11 protein-coding genes are annotated in these 13,246 nt (G+C 68.3%); 4 read left to right on the top strand and 7 right to left on the bottom strand.

Annotated elements, in window-relative coordinates:
- Positions 1–203: 203 nt before the first annotated feature.
- Together ABLG96_RS00055 and ABLG96_RS00050 are read left to right on the top strand one after the other, a co-directional pair.
- A complete protein-coding gene (locus tag ABLG96_RS00055) occupies positions 204–833 on the top strand; it encodes a maleylpyruvate isomerase family mycothiol-dependent enzyme (RefSeq protein ID WP_353649406.1) in 630 nt (209 codons plus the stop codon).
- 95 nt (positions 834–928) lie between these two features.
- Positions 929–1,594, top strand: a complete 666-nt coding sequence (locus ABLG96_RS00050; RefSeq protein WP_353649405.1) for a VOC family protein — start codon at positions 929–931, stop codon at positions 1,592–1,594.
- 50 nt (positions 1,595–1,644) lie between these two features.
- Here the strand turns inward: ABLG96_RS00050 and ABLG96_RS00045 are convergent, their stop codons facing one another.
- The 5 genes from ABLG96_RS00045 to ABLG96_RS00025 form a co-directional block, all read right to left on the bottom strand.
- The gene (locus ABLG96_RS00045) at positions 1,645–2,670 is read right to left on the bottom strand and encodes a molybdopterin-dependent oxidoreductase (RefSeq protein ID WP_353649404.1); all 1,026 of its coding nucleotides are present in this window, start codon (positions 2,668–2,670) and stop codon (positions 1,645–1,647) included.
- Between the two features lie 50 nt (positions 2,671–2,720).
- On the bottom strand, positions 2,721–3,305 hold the full coding sequence (locus ABLG96_RS00040) for a DciA family protein (RefSeq protein WP_353649403.1): 585 nt from the start codon (positions 3,303–3,305) through the stop codon (positions 2,721–2,723).
- Positions 3,302–4,462 (bottom strand): DNA replication/repair protein RecF, encoded by a 1,161-nt coding sequence (gene recF / locus ABLG96_RS00035; RefSeq protein ID WP_353649402.1) that lies wholly within the window; start codon positions 4,460–4,462, stop codon positions 3,302–3,304. The genes ABLG96_RS00040 and recF overlap by 4 nt, the downstream gene beginning before the upstream one ends.
- A gap of 173 nt (positions 4,463–4,635) precedes the next feature.
- Complete coding sequence (gene gnd / locus ABLG96_RS00030; protein ID WP_353649401.1) at positions 4,636–5,541, bottom strand: phosphogluconate dehydrogenase (NAD(+)-dependent, decarboxylating); 906 nt, start codon at positions 5,539–5,541, stop codon at positions 4,636–4,638.
- A 152-nt stretch (positions 5,542–5,693) separates the two neighbouring features.
- Complete coding sequence (locus ABLG96_RS00025) at positions 5,694–6,848, bottom strand: glycoside hydrolase family 76 protein (RefSeq protein ID WP_353649400.1); 1,155 nt, start codon at positions 6,846–6,848, stop codon at positions 5,694–5,696.
- A 30-nt stretch (positions 6,849–6,878) separates the two neighbouring features.
- Between ABLG96_RS00025 and ABLG96_RS00020 the strand changes: the two genes are divergently transcribed.
- Both ABLG96_RS00020 and ABLG96_RS00015 read left to right on the top strand, forming a co-directional pair.
- Positions 6,879–8,114, top strand: coding sequence for a substrate-binding domain-containing protein (locus ABLG96_RS00020; protein WP_353649399.1), 1,236 nt, complete (start codon positions 6,879–6,881; stop codon positions 8,112–8,114).
- Positions 8,111–9,175, top strand: a complete 1,065-nt coding sequence (locus tag ABLG96_RS00015; RefSeq protein ID WP_353649398.1) for an ABC transporter permease — start codon at positions 8,111–8,113, stop codon at positions 9,173–9,175. The genes ABLG96_RS00020 and ABLG96_RS00015 overlap by 4 nt, the downstream gene beginning before the upstream one ends.
- 226 nt (positions 9,176–9,401) lie before the next feature.
- Here the strand turns inward: ABLG96_RS00015 and dnaN are convergent, their stop codons facing one another.
- Positions 9,402–10,550: a DNA polymerase III subunit beta gene (gene dnaN / locus ABLG96_RS00010; protein ID WP_353649397.1), complete on the bottom strand. Its 1,149-nt coding sequence runs from the start codon at positions 10,548–10,550 to the stop codon at positions 9,402–9,404.
- A 1,000-nt stretch (positions 10,551–11,550) separates the two neighbouring features.
- Positions 11,551–13,158: a chromosomal replication initiator protein DnaA gene (gene dnaA, locus ABLG96_RS00005; RefSeq protein ID WP_353651621.1), complete on the bottom strand. Its 1,608-nt coding sequence runs from the start codon at positions 13,156–13,158 to the stop codon at positions 11,551–11,553.
- Between the last annotated feature and the right edge of the window lie 88 nt (positions 13,159–13,246).

Here is a 13,246-nt window from a genome sequence, read left to right as displayed (position 1 = left end):
CGGGGCTCTGCGCTCGGGACAGCAGCGGACGGATCGGGTGAACTCACGGGGTCGGGCTCCTCAGGTCGGTAAGGGTGACCTTACTCGGCAGACCCCTGTCACTCGGGCACACGTGGACCGATCAGTTGCGGGTCCGGGCGTCGTCCCCACTACTGGGGACACTGAGCTCCTGGACACACACCGAGCGCAGAGGAGCGCGCACCATGACCGAGAGCACCGTCGACGATCTGTATCTGCTGGAACGCAACCGACTGACCCAGGAGTTGTCCGCCGCAACGCGCACCGACTGGGAGCAGCAGAGCCTGTGCGCGGGCTGGACGATCCGCGATCTGGCCGCACACCTCCTGATGCCCTTCGAACTCACCGTGCCCGGCGTCCTGCGGCGGTTGGTGACCGCCCGCTTCGACTTCGACCGGCTGGCAGATCGATGGGCGCGAGCTGATCGTCGCACCGGCACCGAGATCACGGCCGCCTTGTCCGTCACCACCGCGGATGCTTTCAACGTTCCCGGGGCCGGCGAGCGCGCACCGCTGAGCCACCTCGTGATCCACGCGCAGGACGTCCGGGTCCCGCTCGGACTCGCCGGTTCCTGTGGACCCGAGGCCGGCCGCCTCGTGCTGACCGGCCTCACTGCGGGGCGGCACTCGGTCGGTCCGCACCTGCTGACCGGCCTGCACCTCCGGGCCACGGACGCCGACTGGTCCCTCGGTGACGGACCCGTCGTCGAAGGTCGTGCGTCCGCTCTGATCAGTGCCCTCGCCGGACGGGCCGCGTCCGCCGCTGCGCTGGCCGGGGACGGAGCGCCCGAGCTTCGCCGACGGCTGGCCATCTGACACAGGACCGATGGGTCTGCTGCGGACGTCCGGGGTCGGCTGGGGGGTGGCGATCCTCGATGCGGGTGTCGGGGGTTCGTGCGAAGCTCGGAGCCATGACCGATGCCAGGATCACCGCCAGTGAGTTCGACGCCTTCGACCTTCCGCACTGGAGGTTCGTGCTGCAGCGACTGCACACCCGGTTCCGCACCCCGGACTACGACACCGGTCTGGCGCTGGTGGCCCGGATCGGGGCCGCTGCGCAGGAAGCGCAACACCACCCCGAGATCGATCTGCACTACGGCAGCGTAGGAGTGATCACCAGCTCGCACGACGTCGGCGGGGTCACGTCCCGCGACATCGGATTCGCCCGCACGATCAGCGCCATCGCCGACGAACTGGGCGCCACTGCCGATCCGAAGAGCGTGCAGGTGCTGGACATGGGCCTCAACACCAGCAACCCCTCCCGGATCAAACCGTTCTGGCAGGCCCTGCTGGGGGCGGAGACCGATCCCGACGATGACGACGGGCTGCGGGACGCCTTCGGTACCAACGTGCTGTGGTTCCAGCAATCCGCGGAGACCAGCACCGGTCCGGACGCCCCGGAGATGCGCTTCCATGCCGATGTCGTCGTCGCGGACGACGCGGCTCCGGACCGGATCGCGGCAGTTCTCGCTGCCGGTGGGCGGATGGTCACCGAGGAGTTCGCGCCGGCGTTCTGGGTGCTCGCCGATGCCGACGGCAACCAGGCCTGCATCTGCACCGCGCAGGGCCGCGACTGACCGGCGCGCCCACCTGCCGCGGGCGCCGGGATCCACCACCCTGGCCACTTTCACTGCAGCGGGAACGGTGGCTGCCACCAGTCCGGGCGATCGCTGACCCGCACGGTCGCCACCCACTTCACCCACCAGAACCCGCGCCGACCAGGGGCGACCAGGCGGACCGGGGCCCCCGTCCCGACTCCGAGCGGCACCCCGTTGCGCCGCGTCACCAGCCAGAGCGCACCGGCCTCGGCGACCGGGAAGTGTCGGGTGTAGCCGGTGGTGCTGACCACCTCGATCGAGGAACCTGCGGACGGAGAAGTGTTGTCCAGCAACCGGTCCAGCGGTACGCCGATCCAACTTGCGTCGGCATACCAGCCACTGGTGCAATCCAGGCGAGCCGCGACCGCCAGCGACTCGGCGGCCGCCAGCGCATCGAGCTCGGCCACCGACCAGGTATGGTCGCCGATCATCAGCCGGTGGGTGGCAGGGTCGAGCACCGGCACACTGTCCAGCAGCCAGATGGTCGCCGGGATGTCGGCAGCGGCCAACTCGTGCGACCCGGTGGCGATGCGCGACGCGGCCGGCGAACCCGTCCAGCTGCCGACCCCCTCCATTGCCAGCCAACTGCCGCCGGCAGCGGCCGTGAAGGCGGCGGTGCGCAGCAGAGCCCGTCGGGACAGGTCACGGCGCTGCAGTCGCTGCCGTCGACGATGCCGGATCACGTGCCAGGCGAAGAGCGGCACCGCGATCAGCGCGGCACCGACATGCACCTGGATGGGCGTCACCCCGAGGAAGAACCGGTAGCCGACGAAGACCTGGACGAAGCCCGCGACGACGCACAGCAGGATCAGCACCAGCAGGGCCAGGCTCGCCCACCGGATCGCCGGGGCCCGGCTGATCACCACGCTCTTCCACGGCACCAACAGCACGACGCCGATCCCGAAGACACCGTGGGCCACCGTCGCCGAGGTCGCCGGCACCGCGGTCCCGGCGGCGAAGGCCGCCCAGCCGGAGAGGAAGGCCCCGATGACCACCGCGAACAGTGCGATGTTCGTCCGTCGTCCGGCACGTCGGAAGAGCGTCTTCAGGTTCATCCCCGGAGTATCACCGCTGCTGTGGCGATGCCGGTGGGGCGCCCGTGCACTCAGCCGTAGGTGTCGCGGGGTCCCCGCCCGGAGACATGCCGTGGCCCGAACTTCCAGGACGGTGCCGTCGGTCCGATGGCGTGCACCCGCGTCACCGTGCCGTGTCCGAGTGCTTCATTGATGGTCCTGACCACCTGGGGAGCCATCAGCCGGATCTGCGCGGCCCACGCCGTCGACGTGCACTGCACGGTGACCACCCGGTCGACGAACTGGCTGGGCTCGCAATGGTCGGCGATCCCAGGCCCGACGATCTCGGCCCAGCGCGCAAAGAGCTGGGCCTTGACCAGATCGGCGCCGGCGCCGCTGGCCTGCACGAACTTCTGCAGAGCAGATCCGAGGGTCTGCGGGTCGCGCGGATCGGCCCCCGATCCGGACCACCGCCGGCGTCGCAGCGACCGGGCCGAACCTCCGTTGCGCTGGATCAGCGTCGCTCGGTCCTTGCGGTTGGCGGCGTTCTTGGCCCTGGCGGCGGCCAACGCCTCGCGCGCCAGGTCAGCGCCGCGGGGCACCACCGGATCGGCGTCGTCACCCGAACCCCTGCCCGCGTCTCCTGTGCCGCCGGAACCCGTGCCGTTGGTGTTCATGTACTCACCTGCCCGTCGGCGATCCGGATCCTGGTGCCACCCAACACCGCGGGGACGTCGGAGTCCACCGCTGCCGTGATCAACACCTGTTCGGCGTCTGCGATCAACGCCGCCAACTGGTCGCGCCGGCCGGTGTCGAGTTCGGCGAACACGTCGTCGAGCACCAGGACGGGGTCGACCCCGTCGGTGCGCAGCAGTGCGAACGATCCGAGCCGCAATGCGAGCGCGAACGACCACGACTCCCCGTGGCTCGCGTACCCCCGCGCCGGTCCGCTGCCGAGGGTCAGTTCCAGCTCGTCCCGGTGCGGACCGACCAACGACACTCCGCGCTCGAGTTCCGCGGATCGGCGCTCCTGCAGTCGCTCGACCATCGCGGCGCGTACCTGCTCGATCGGGGCGTCGCCGGGGAGGCCGGGCTCCGTCCCGTAGCCGGAAACATCGCCCGGCCCGTCGAGCACCGTCGAGCGGTAGAGCAGGTCGATCGGCTCCGAGGCCGGCGCGAGTTCGGCGTAGGCAGCGATCACGTGCGGCTGGAGCGCCGCCACCAGCTCACGGCGCTGCACGATCAGCTCGGCGCCCACGGCCGCCAGGTGGTCGTCCCAGACGTCCAGGGTCGACAGGTCGGGTGTCCGTCCGCTGCGCCGCGCGACGCCGGACGTCTTCAGCAAGGTGTTGCGCTGCTTCAGGATCCGCTCGTAGTCGCTGCGGACACCGGCCAGTCGCGGGGTGCGCATCACGAGCAGCTCGTCCATGAACTTCCGGCGCTCGGACGGATCGCCGCGGACCAGAGCAAGGTCCTCGGGGGCGAACAGCACCGTCCGGACCACGCCGAGGATGTCCCTCGCTCTGGTGACGGGCGATCGGTTGATCCGCGCCTTGTTCGCCCTGCCGGCGGTGATGTCGATCTCCAGCAGCAGCTCGCGTTCCTGCGAGACCACCGCTGCGCGGATCATGGCCTGCTCACGCCCACGGCGGATGAGGGCCTGGTCGGTGGAGACCCGGTGGGAGGCCAGCGTCGCCAGATACCCGACCGCTTCGACGAGGTTGGTCTTGCCGACCCCGTTCCGGCCGACGAGCACGTTGACACCCTGCTGCAGGGGGACCTCGACGAGCTCCCACGATCGGAAGTCGGCGACGGTCAGATGCCGGACGTACATACCGTCAGCCTCCCATCGAATCCGGTGATCGATCCGCGATGGCCGGTTTACGACCGTCAGCACCGCGAACAAGGCAGCCAAACGACCGTCACTACCGCGAACAAGGCAGCCAAACGACCGTCACTACCGCGAACAAGGCAGCCAAACGACCGTCACTACCGCGAACGGCGGGGTCAGGAGATCGGGACCTCGGTGGTCGAGCCGGCCTTGCCGACGGCATGCCCGCCGAACTCGTTGCGCAGGGCGGCGACCACCCGCATCGCCAGCGAATCGTCCTGGCGGGAGGCGAACCGGGCGAACAGCGCAGCGGTGATCACCGGCAGCGGCACGGCGTGCTCGATGGCAGCCTCGATGGTCCAGCGACCTTCGCCGGAGTCCTGGGCGAACCCGCGGACCTCCGTCAGACCCGGATCCTTGCCCAGCGCTTCGACCATCAGGTCCAGCAGCCAGGACCGGATGACGGTCCCTTCCTTCCAGGAGGCGAACACGGCGTCCGGGCTGTCGACCAGGTCGACGGCCTTGATCAGCTCGTACCCCTCGCCGTAGGCCTGCATCATCCCGTACTCGATACCGTTGTGGACCATCTTCACGAAGTGACCGGCACCCACCTTGCCGGCGTGCACGAAGCCGCCCGCAGACTCCGGCTTGAGGGTGTCGAAGACCGGCTGCACGAGTGCCACATCTTCTGCGGCCCCACCCACCATCAGGGCATATCCCTCGGTCAGACCCCAGACACCGCCGGACACACCGCAGTCGAGGAACTTGATCCCCTTCTTGGCCAGCTGCTCGGCGTGGATCTGGTCGTCGGTGTAGCGGGAGTTGCCACCGTCGATGATCACGTCGCCGGGCTCCAGCACCTCGGCGAGCGCAGCGACCGTGGCGCGGGTCGGCTCACCGGAGGGCACCATCACCCACACGGCGCGCGGCGCGGCGAGCGAGGAGACCAGTTCCTCGAGCGAGGAGACGGAGCGGGCCGACTCGGGATTGCGATCGAAACCGACCACCTCATGACCACCGCGGCGCAGACGTTCGGCCATGTTGCCGCCCATCTTGCCCAGTCCGACCAAACCGATCTGCATGACCACTCCTCGGGTTTCTTCCCACAGGTGCTCCACCTGCAGACATCATTGTGCGCCGACACCACCGGCGTGCACGCTCGACAGTAGAGCGCCCGGGTACCACTCCGGACGGCGCCCGTACCCCTCGGGATACCCGCGCGTGCTCACTCACCTCAAGGGGTGGGGACCACCGGCGTCCCACCGATGACCGTGCCGCTCGGCACCGAACCACCCGTTCCCGACCCACTGGTCGGAGAATTGCTTGACGTGTCGTCCGCTGGGATGGGTCGCGCGGCGACGAGCAGGTCGACCGCACTCTGCTGGGTCGCACCGGTGACGATCCCCGGTGGCCCCGCCCACCGGAGCCCGTAACCGGAATCGGCGCTCCGGTCGTGCGCGAAGGCGCTGGCGGCCTGCTCGGCGAGGTACTCGTTGAACGGATGGTCCGTGAGCGCTCGGTCGAGCTCCCCGAGATTGCGGACGTAGATTCCCTTGAAGCTCTGCTGGTCGATGTTGCAGCCGTCCGGTTCGCAGGGTTCCACCAGGATCCCGTCCTGGTGGAGTGAGTCGGCCGCGATCGAGGCACCGGCCATCGCCCTGGCCCGCTCCAGATATGCGTCGTCGCCGGAGGCCTCGGCCAACGCCACCAGCGCACCGAGCACCACACCCTGGTTGTAGGTCCACGTGGTGCCGCCGTTGTTGCGGCAGTCCGACAGACCGTCGTTCACCAGCAAATCATCGTTGATCATCCCGGAGGCGTCGAACCACTTCCAGACCTGCACCGCCTGATCGAGGTAGCGGGTGTCACCCACCCTGACGGACAGCTCCGCAGCGGCCTTGATGAACAGCTCGTTGGTGATGGCGTTCTTGTAGGTGCGACTGTTCGTCCACCACAGACCTCCCCCGCAGGCGTCGTCCCGATAGCGCCACATGTGGTCGACCCCGGCCCGTGCGGTGTCCAGGTAGCGGCGATCGCCGGTCAGGTCGTAGGCGCGGATCCAGGCGAGCGCCCACCAGCCGGTGTCGTCCAGGAACGAATTGACGAAGTTCCCCTGCAGCGCATGGCGTTTCAATGACCAGGTGTTGCCGAGCACCCATACGTACCGGCGGTCACCGGACAGCAGCATGTGGTCGGCCAGCGCGGTGAGCGCATTGGCGCTGTTCCACCAGCCCGTCGTCGGCCAGACACCGGACCCCACGTCGTAGAATCGGACCAACGTGTCGACGGCCGGCAGGTCCGAGGGGGCCTGCGTCCCGCAGCCGGCGGTGGTGAGCACCGTGGCCGCCGCGAGCACTGTCGCCAGACGGCTCCGGAGCCCTGAACGCATGCCACCTCCATCGATCGGATCTTGTCTCCTGTGGGTACCACACGCTGGGCCGGGCACCGGCTTCCTGGTGTGCTGGCCATGGTCGTCAGCGTGCTGGTGACCGGGTGTACCACACCCACCGGACCCACCCCGAGCAGCTCGGCTCCGACCGGCGTGACCTCGACACCCGTGACGAGCACCTCCCAGACAGCCCCATCACCGAGCGCGACGAGCACGACCGGATGGCCGGCCGGCGTGGTCACACCCTTCCGGACCACCGAGGCGGGCAGCGCGACCGGAAAGCGGATCGGTCTGATCAGCCCCGACGCCACGGACCCGTTCAGCCGCGCGGTCACCGACTCGATCATCGCCGAGACCACCACGGCCGGCGCCGCACTGATCCGCTGCGACCCGGGAGCTGACGGCGAGTTCGCCCTCGAGTGCGCGCAGCGGTTGTCGAACCAGCAGGTGGACGGCTGGATCGTGCAGCGCTCGGGCTGGATGCCCGGCAACTCACTGTGCGGGGCCGGTCCGCGGACGGTCCCGATGATCGTCGTCGACGGACCGCCCGGCCCCTGCACCACAGCTACCGTGACCGCCGACGACAGCGCCGCGGGCCGGCTCGCGGGCAGTCACCTGGGGGAGTACTCGATCCACGATCACGACTGCCGGTTCGACAGCTTCATCCTGATCACCGACCCCACCGAGAGTGCCGCCTCGACCGCCAGGGCCGAAGGCATCCGCGAGGGCTTCCGACAGTCCTGTCCCGACCGGCTCGAGATGCCGTTCACCACTGCGCCCGGCACCACGGTGGCACCTCCACCCACGACCACCGACCCGTCACAGCAATCCGCCTCGAGCAGTGCGGCAGCCGAACGAGCTCGGGTGACGGTCGTCGACACCGCCGACCAGAAAGCCGTCTACGACGCGGTGCAGCGGGCGATCGGCGCCCAGCCGGACAGCGGGCGCATTCTGATCGCCGCCGTGTCGGACGGGCCTGCCTTCACCGCCATGACGGCCGTCCGGTCCGCGGGACGGCTCGAGGACGTACGGCTGGTCGCGGTCGGCGCCGACCAGCGCTCTCGCTGCGAAATCGCAGGCAATCCTCGGTGGCTGGGTGATGCAGCGCTCTTTCCCGACCGCTACGGAGAACTCGTGGTGCCGTCGCTGATCGACGCCATGGCCGGCCGCAGCATCCCGCAGGCAATGCTCACCACACCGCAGTTCGTCGATGTGTCGACGGTGAGTGGCTCCTACGACGTGAGCAGCTGCCCGGAGAACCCATGACACAGACCCTTGTCGTCACCTCCCCGAGGCGGCTGCCGCGCATTCTCCGCACTGCACTGGTGTTCCTGGTGCTGCTCGCTGTCGTCGGCGCAGTGTTCTCCGCGGTCAGCCCGTACTTCCTCACCTCGGACAACCTGGTCACCTTGATCACCTCGATCTCAGTGACCGGCATCGTGGCGTTGCCGGCGACGTTCCTCATCCGGGCCGGCCAGGTCGACCTGTCGGTCGGAGCACTGGCCGCCACCAGCGGCGTCCTGCTCGCCGGATTCGCCCCCGACCTCGGCAACGTCGGTGCCGTGCTGGTGGCGGTGATCGCGGGTCTGCTCTCCGGGGCGATCATCGGTGTGCTGGTTTGCGTGCTCGGCATCAACAGCTTGGCCGCCACGTTCGCCGCGATGGCGCTGCTGCGGGGGGTCGCCTACCTGCTGCCGGGTGGCCTGGCGGTGACGGCGCCGAACTTCTCGACACTCAGCGCGACGACGTCGGTGTTCGCGCTGAGCGTGCCGGTGCTGATCTTCCTCGGACTGCTCGTCGCAGCCGCAGGAATCCAGGCGCTCACCGGATTGTCGCAGACCCTGTCGCCGCAGCCGTCACCCATCGGGCGGTCCGGGATCCTCGGTCTGGGCCTGCAGGACCGGCCGCTCGATCCCGGCACCGACGAGGCGGACCAGGCCGGATCGTCCCAACAACAACGTGCTGCCCGTCGTCACACCCTGTCCCTGATCGGCATGTTCATCGCCTCGGGGGCAGCCGCTGCACTGGTGGGGATGATCCTCACGTCCCAGCTGGGAACGGGCCTGCCGGCAGCGGCAGGGGGCCTGGAACTCACGGTGCTCACCGCAGTCGTGCTCGGTGGTGGCAGCCTGGCCGGCGGCCGCGGCTCCGTCGCCGGGACGGTGCTTGCGCTGCTGGTCCTCAGTACCGTCGACAACGGTCTCGCGCTGGTGAACATCAGCTCGTACGCCCAGCAGGTCCTGCACGGGGCGCTGCTGGTGATCGCCCTGGTCGCCGACCGGGTGTTCGTGGTACTCCGGGCCCGTCGGGAGCGACGGAGAGCCTGAGCGACGACGATCATCCGGTGGTCGATTGCTGCATTCATCGGGACCGCGTCGTCGATCTGTCGGGATCTCGACGCGCTCGTTCCACGCTTGCTCGATCACCGGAGACTGCGGTGGTCGAGCGACGAAGGAGTCGAGACCCATCAGCTGGTCGAGCGACGAAGGAGTCGAGACCCAATCGGTGGTCGAGCGACGAAGGAGTCGAGACCCCCTCGATCAGCGCACTGGATCAGCCTGGAAGGCGGGCCGGCATCACGAGGTAGCGGTAGGCGATGTCCTCGGACGCGGTGCCTGCGGGTGCCTCGCCATCCTCATCGATGGGCAGCAGCAACGCGGGCCGACTGGGCGTGGTGAAGGCGAGCCGCACCTTCGCGGTGCGCAGCACCCCCAGTCCGTCGAGCAGATACGTCGGGTTGAAGGCGATCAGCAGTTCGGCGCCGTCGGCCTCGACCTGCAGATCCTCTTCGGCCCGGCCCTCGTCGTCGCCGCCGGCGGTGAGGGTCAGGGCTCCGTCACCGACCTGCAGCCGCAGGTGGTGGCCACGATCGGTCACCAGCGACACCCGCTTGATCGCATCGCTCAATTCGCTCACCGCGACATCGACGGTGGTGGTCGACTCGGTCGGCAGCAGTGAGCGGTACTTCACGAACTCGAGGTCCATCAGTCGCACGGTGGTGCGGCGGCCGCCGGCCTCGAGGCCGAGCAGTCCGTCACCGAGGGCGAAGGTGACGTCCTTGCTGCTGCCGAGCGATTTGGCCGCATCCGAGAGGGTGCGGGCCGGCACCAGCACCGACGTCGACAGCGGGGTGGCACTGGTCGGCGTCCAGCTGAGGGTGCGCAACCCGAGCCGGAAACGGTCGGTGGCGGCGAGCGTCAGGGTCTCGCCCTCGATCTCGATGCGGACACCGGTGGTCATGGGCAGTGCGTCGTCGCGACCGGCGGCCACGACGGTCTGTGCGACGGCTTCGGCGAAGGTCGCCGCATCGACACTTCCGGAGGCCTCGGGCATCTGGGGCAGCGCCGGGTAGTCATCGACCGGCATCGTCGGCAGGGTGAACCGGGCGGCACCGCCCTTGATGGTGACCTTGTTGCCCTCGACCGACAGGTCGACCGGCTTACCGGCCGGCAGCGATCGGGTGATCTCGTTGAGCAGTCGCCCGGAGACCAGGACCCGGCCGGCGGTGTCGGCATCGACGGAGACGGTGGCACGGGTCGAGACCTCGTAGTCGAATCCGGCGACCGTGAGCACCGGGGTGGTCTCGTCGCTGACCTCGAGCAGCACGCCACCCAGGACGGGCATCGGCGGCCGTGCCGGCAACGACTTGGCCACCCACGACACGGCGTCGGCGAGATCCTCGCGGGCAACGCGGAACTTCATCTGGAGGCCTTTCGGGTCACGAGATCGAGCAGTGCTGGGCGGAGCGACGGGTGTCGGGACCGATCCGTGCGAGGAGCCGTTGTCGGCCACAGCTCCTCAGGGGAGAGAATCCCCAGAGGACGCGCCGGAATGCCGACACGATGCCCCGGGCTGCCAACGGTAGAGGTTCGCGGGCCTCCCGTCATCTCCGGGGGCCCGGAAAGATTCCGGGGCGGCTGGATCGACCGGTCCAGGGGTCGAATCGGGATTCGCCTGGATGGCACCGGTGTTCCGGTTGTCCCCACGGTGGTTGTTCTTGTAGACCCTTATAGAGATCAAACAGTCGTAGTAGTAGGCAGTGTGGACGGTGTGGATGCGGGGCTGTTCCTGCTCGTCACGTCGCGTGGCGTCGGTGTGGACCGTCCTCGGACGGTCGGTGTCGCATTCATGTCATTCGGTGGAGCACTCGCAGAGGTGGGGACACCGGCCGTCGAAGAGGGCAGTTGTGGACGTGCTGTCCCCGTGCTGTCCCCATCCGTCCACAGAGTTGTCCACACATGGTGACAACTCTGTGTGGTCGGGGTCACTCCGGAAGGTGGCATCGGCCCCTTCAGTCGGCTGTTTCCGCAGGCAGTCATCGTGCAATCGATATCGCCGGCATTGTGGACAACTCCGGCTACCGCGGGGGTGGCGTGCAGCAGGGGATCGGTGGGACGAATGGGGCTCGTGGATCGGTACCGCCGGCGGCGATGAACACCCGGAGAGACGACGTCCACCCGGAGGGAGCGATCGAGCGACGCAGGAGACTGGTTGGTCGTCGGACAGGGCCTCATCGCGTTCGTTCCTCGCTCGTTCTTCGTCCTGAGCGACGAAGGAGACGAAGGGGATCAGCGGAAACCCACGGCGATCGAGCGAGGAACGAGAGGAGATCCGGTGTGCGCTGCGCCCGGGTTTGCACTCGACCAGCGTGTCGAGCGGTGCTCGAGGGACGTAGGAGTCGAGATCCCGTGGTGGAGGCGACTCAGTGTCGGTTGCGGTCCCGGATCCGGGCAGTGAGTTCCTGGACCGTTTCGTAGGTCTGCCGGCGCTCCGTCATCTCGAGGCGGATCTTCTTGTCCGCATGCATGACCGTGGTGTGATCGCGACCGCCGAAGAGCTGGCCGATCTTGGGCAACGTGAGGTCGGTGAGCTCGCGGCACAGGTACATGGCGGTCTGTCGGGCCCGGACGATGGCCTTGGTCTTCGTGGCCCCACAGATCTCGTCGAGGGTGAGGTCGAAGTATTCGGCCGTCACCGCCATGATCGTCGGCGCATCGATGTCGCTGGAGGATGCGTCGCGGATGACGTCCCGCAACACGGTCTGCGCCAGCGAGAGGTCCGTCGTCTGTTTGTTCAGTGATGCGAAGGCCGTGACCCGGATCAATGCGCCCTCGAGCTCGCGGATGTTCCGTTCGATGTGGCTGGCGATGAACTCCAGGACCTCATCCGGCACCGAGTAGCCCTGGTGCGCGCACTTCTTGCGCAGGATCGCGATCCGGGTCTCCAGCTCGGGCGGCTGGATGTCGGTGATCAGGCCCCACTCGAACCGGGTGCGCATGCGATCCTCCAGGGTCTCCAGCCGCTTCGGCGGCGAGTCCGAGGTGATGACGATCTGCTTGTTCGCGTTGTAGAGGGTATTGAAGGTGTGGAAGAACTCCTCCTGGGTCGACTCCTTGCCCTGCAGGAACTGGATGTCGTCCACCAGCAGGACATCCACATCGCGGTAGCGGCGCTGGAAGGCCACCTTCCGGTCGTCACGCAGGGAGTTGATGAAGTCGTTGGTGAATTCTTCGCTGGAGACGTAGCGGACCTTGATGCCCGGGAACAACTTCTCCGCGTACAGGCCGATGCCGTGCAGCAGGTGGGTCTTGCCCAGGCCGGATTCACCCCAGATGAACAACGGGTTGTAGGCCTTGCCCGGTCCTTCGGCGACGGCGACGGCTGCGGCGTGGGAGAACCGGTTGGACGCGCCGCGGACGAACGTGTCGAAGCTGTATTTGTCGTTCAAGCGGCTCTGCGCCGGATTCGGCGGGCTGACGTCGCGCCGGCCGGTGTAGGTCGGCCAGATCTCGGTGACCGTGGCCATGGCCTCGGCGCGTTCTTCGAAATGCGGGTCGCTCTCGGACTGACCATCGAACTCGGAGTTGCCGATGGTGTGGCCGTCCCTGGTCGAGGACTCACGGCCGGTGGCACCGTCGGTGGCGGCGTGCTGCACGGCGGCGCTGTGGTTGCCGACCGCACTGTGGTTGTTGATCGAACCGTGGTTGTCGCCCGAGCTGTGGTTGTCGGCTGCGCTGTGGTTCTCCGCAGCACCGTGATCGCCGGGGGTACTCGGGTCGGCGGCACTCTGGTGGAGATCCTCGACCGTGACGGCCAGGCTGACCTGGGTTCCGAGACGTGCTGAGAGTTCCGCGAGGATGGGTTCGCGCAGGGCGCGTTCGAGGGCGTCCTTGGCGTAAGTGGTGGGAACTCGCAGCAGGACCGTGGTTCCGAGGAGACCGACCGGAGTGGTCAGCGACAGACACGCCCGGTGTTGCTGGCTGACGGTGGGTGAGAGTGCAGCGACGACGCCTGGCCATGCCTGGAGGATCGGGTCACTCGGGTCGTCGACCGGCACGCTGTTGGACCCCTCTGCTCCGTCACGGACCTCTTCCACCGGGAAGTCCACCGCGTCATCC

Source organism: Nakamurella sp. A5-74 (genome assembly GCF_040438885.1).
Lineage (GTDB): Bacteria > Actinomycetota > Actinomycetes > Mycobacteriales > Nakamurellaceae > Nakamurella.
Note: the sequence above shows the minus strand (reverse complement) of the source record. Positions and strands in the feature narration are given on the sequence as shown.

Bases quoted from the DNA above. Each gene is read 5' to 3' on its own strand.
- ABLG96_RS00055 (WP_353649406.1), top strand. From the start codon at position 204: ATGACCGAGAGCACCGTCGACGATCTGTATCTGCTGGAACGCAACCGA.
- ABLG96_RS00050 (WP_353649405.1), top strand. From the start codon at position 929: ATGACCGATGCCAGGATCACCGCCAGTGAGTTCGACGCCTTCGACCTT.
- ABLG96_RS00045 (WP_353649404.1), bottom strand. From the start codon at position 2,670: ATGAACCTGAAGACGCTCTTCCGACGTGCCGGACGACGGACGAACATC.
- ABLG96_RS00040 (WP_353649403.1), bottom strand. From the start codon at position 3,305: ATGAACACCAACGGCACGGGTTCCGGCGGCACAGGAGACGCGGGCAGG.
- recF (WP_353649402.1), bottom strand. From the start codon at position 4,462: ATGTACGTCCGGCATCTGACCGTCGCCGACTTCCGATCGTGGGAGCTC.
- gnd (WP_353649401.1), bottom strand. From the start codon at position 5,541: ATGCAGATCGGTTTGGTCGGACTGGGCAAGATGGGCGGCAACATGGCC.
- ABLG96_RS00025 (WP_353649400.1), bottom strand. From the start codon at position 6,848: ATGCGTTCAGGGCTCCGGAGCCGTCTGGCGACAGTGCTCGCGGCGGCC.
- ABLG96_RS00015 (WP_353649398.1), top strand. From the start codon at position 8,111: ATGACACAGACCCTTGTCGTCACCTCCCCGAGGCGGCTGCCGCGCATT.
- dnaN (WP_353649397.1), bottom strand. From the start codon at position 10,550: ATGAAGTTCCGCGTTGCCCGCGAGGATCTCGCCGACGCCGTGTCGTGG.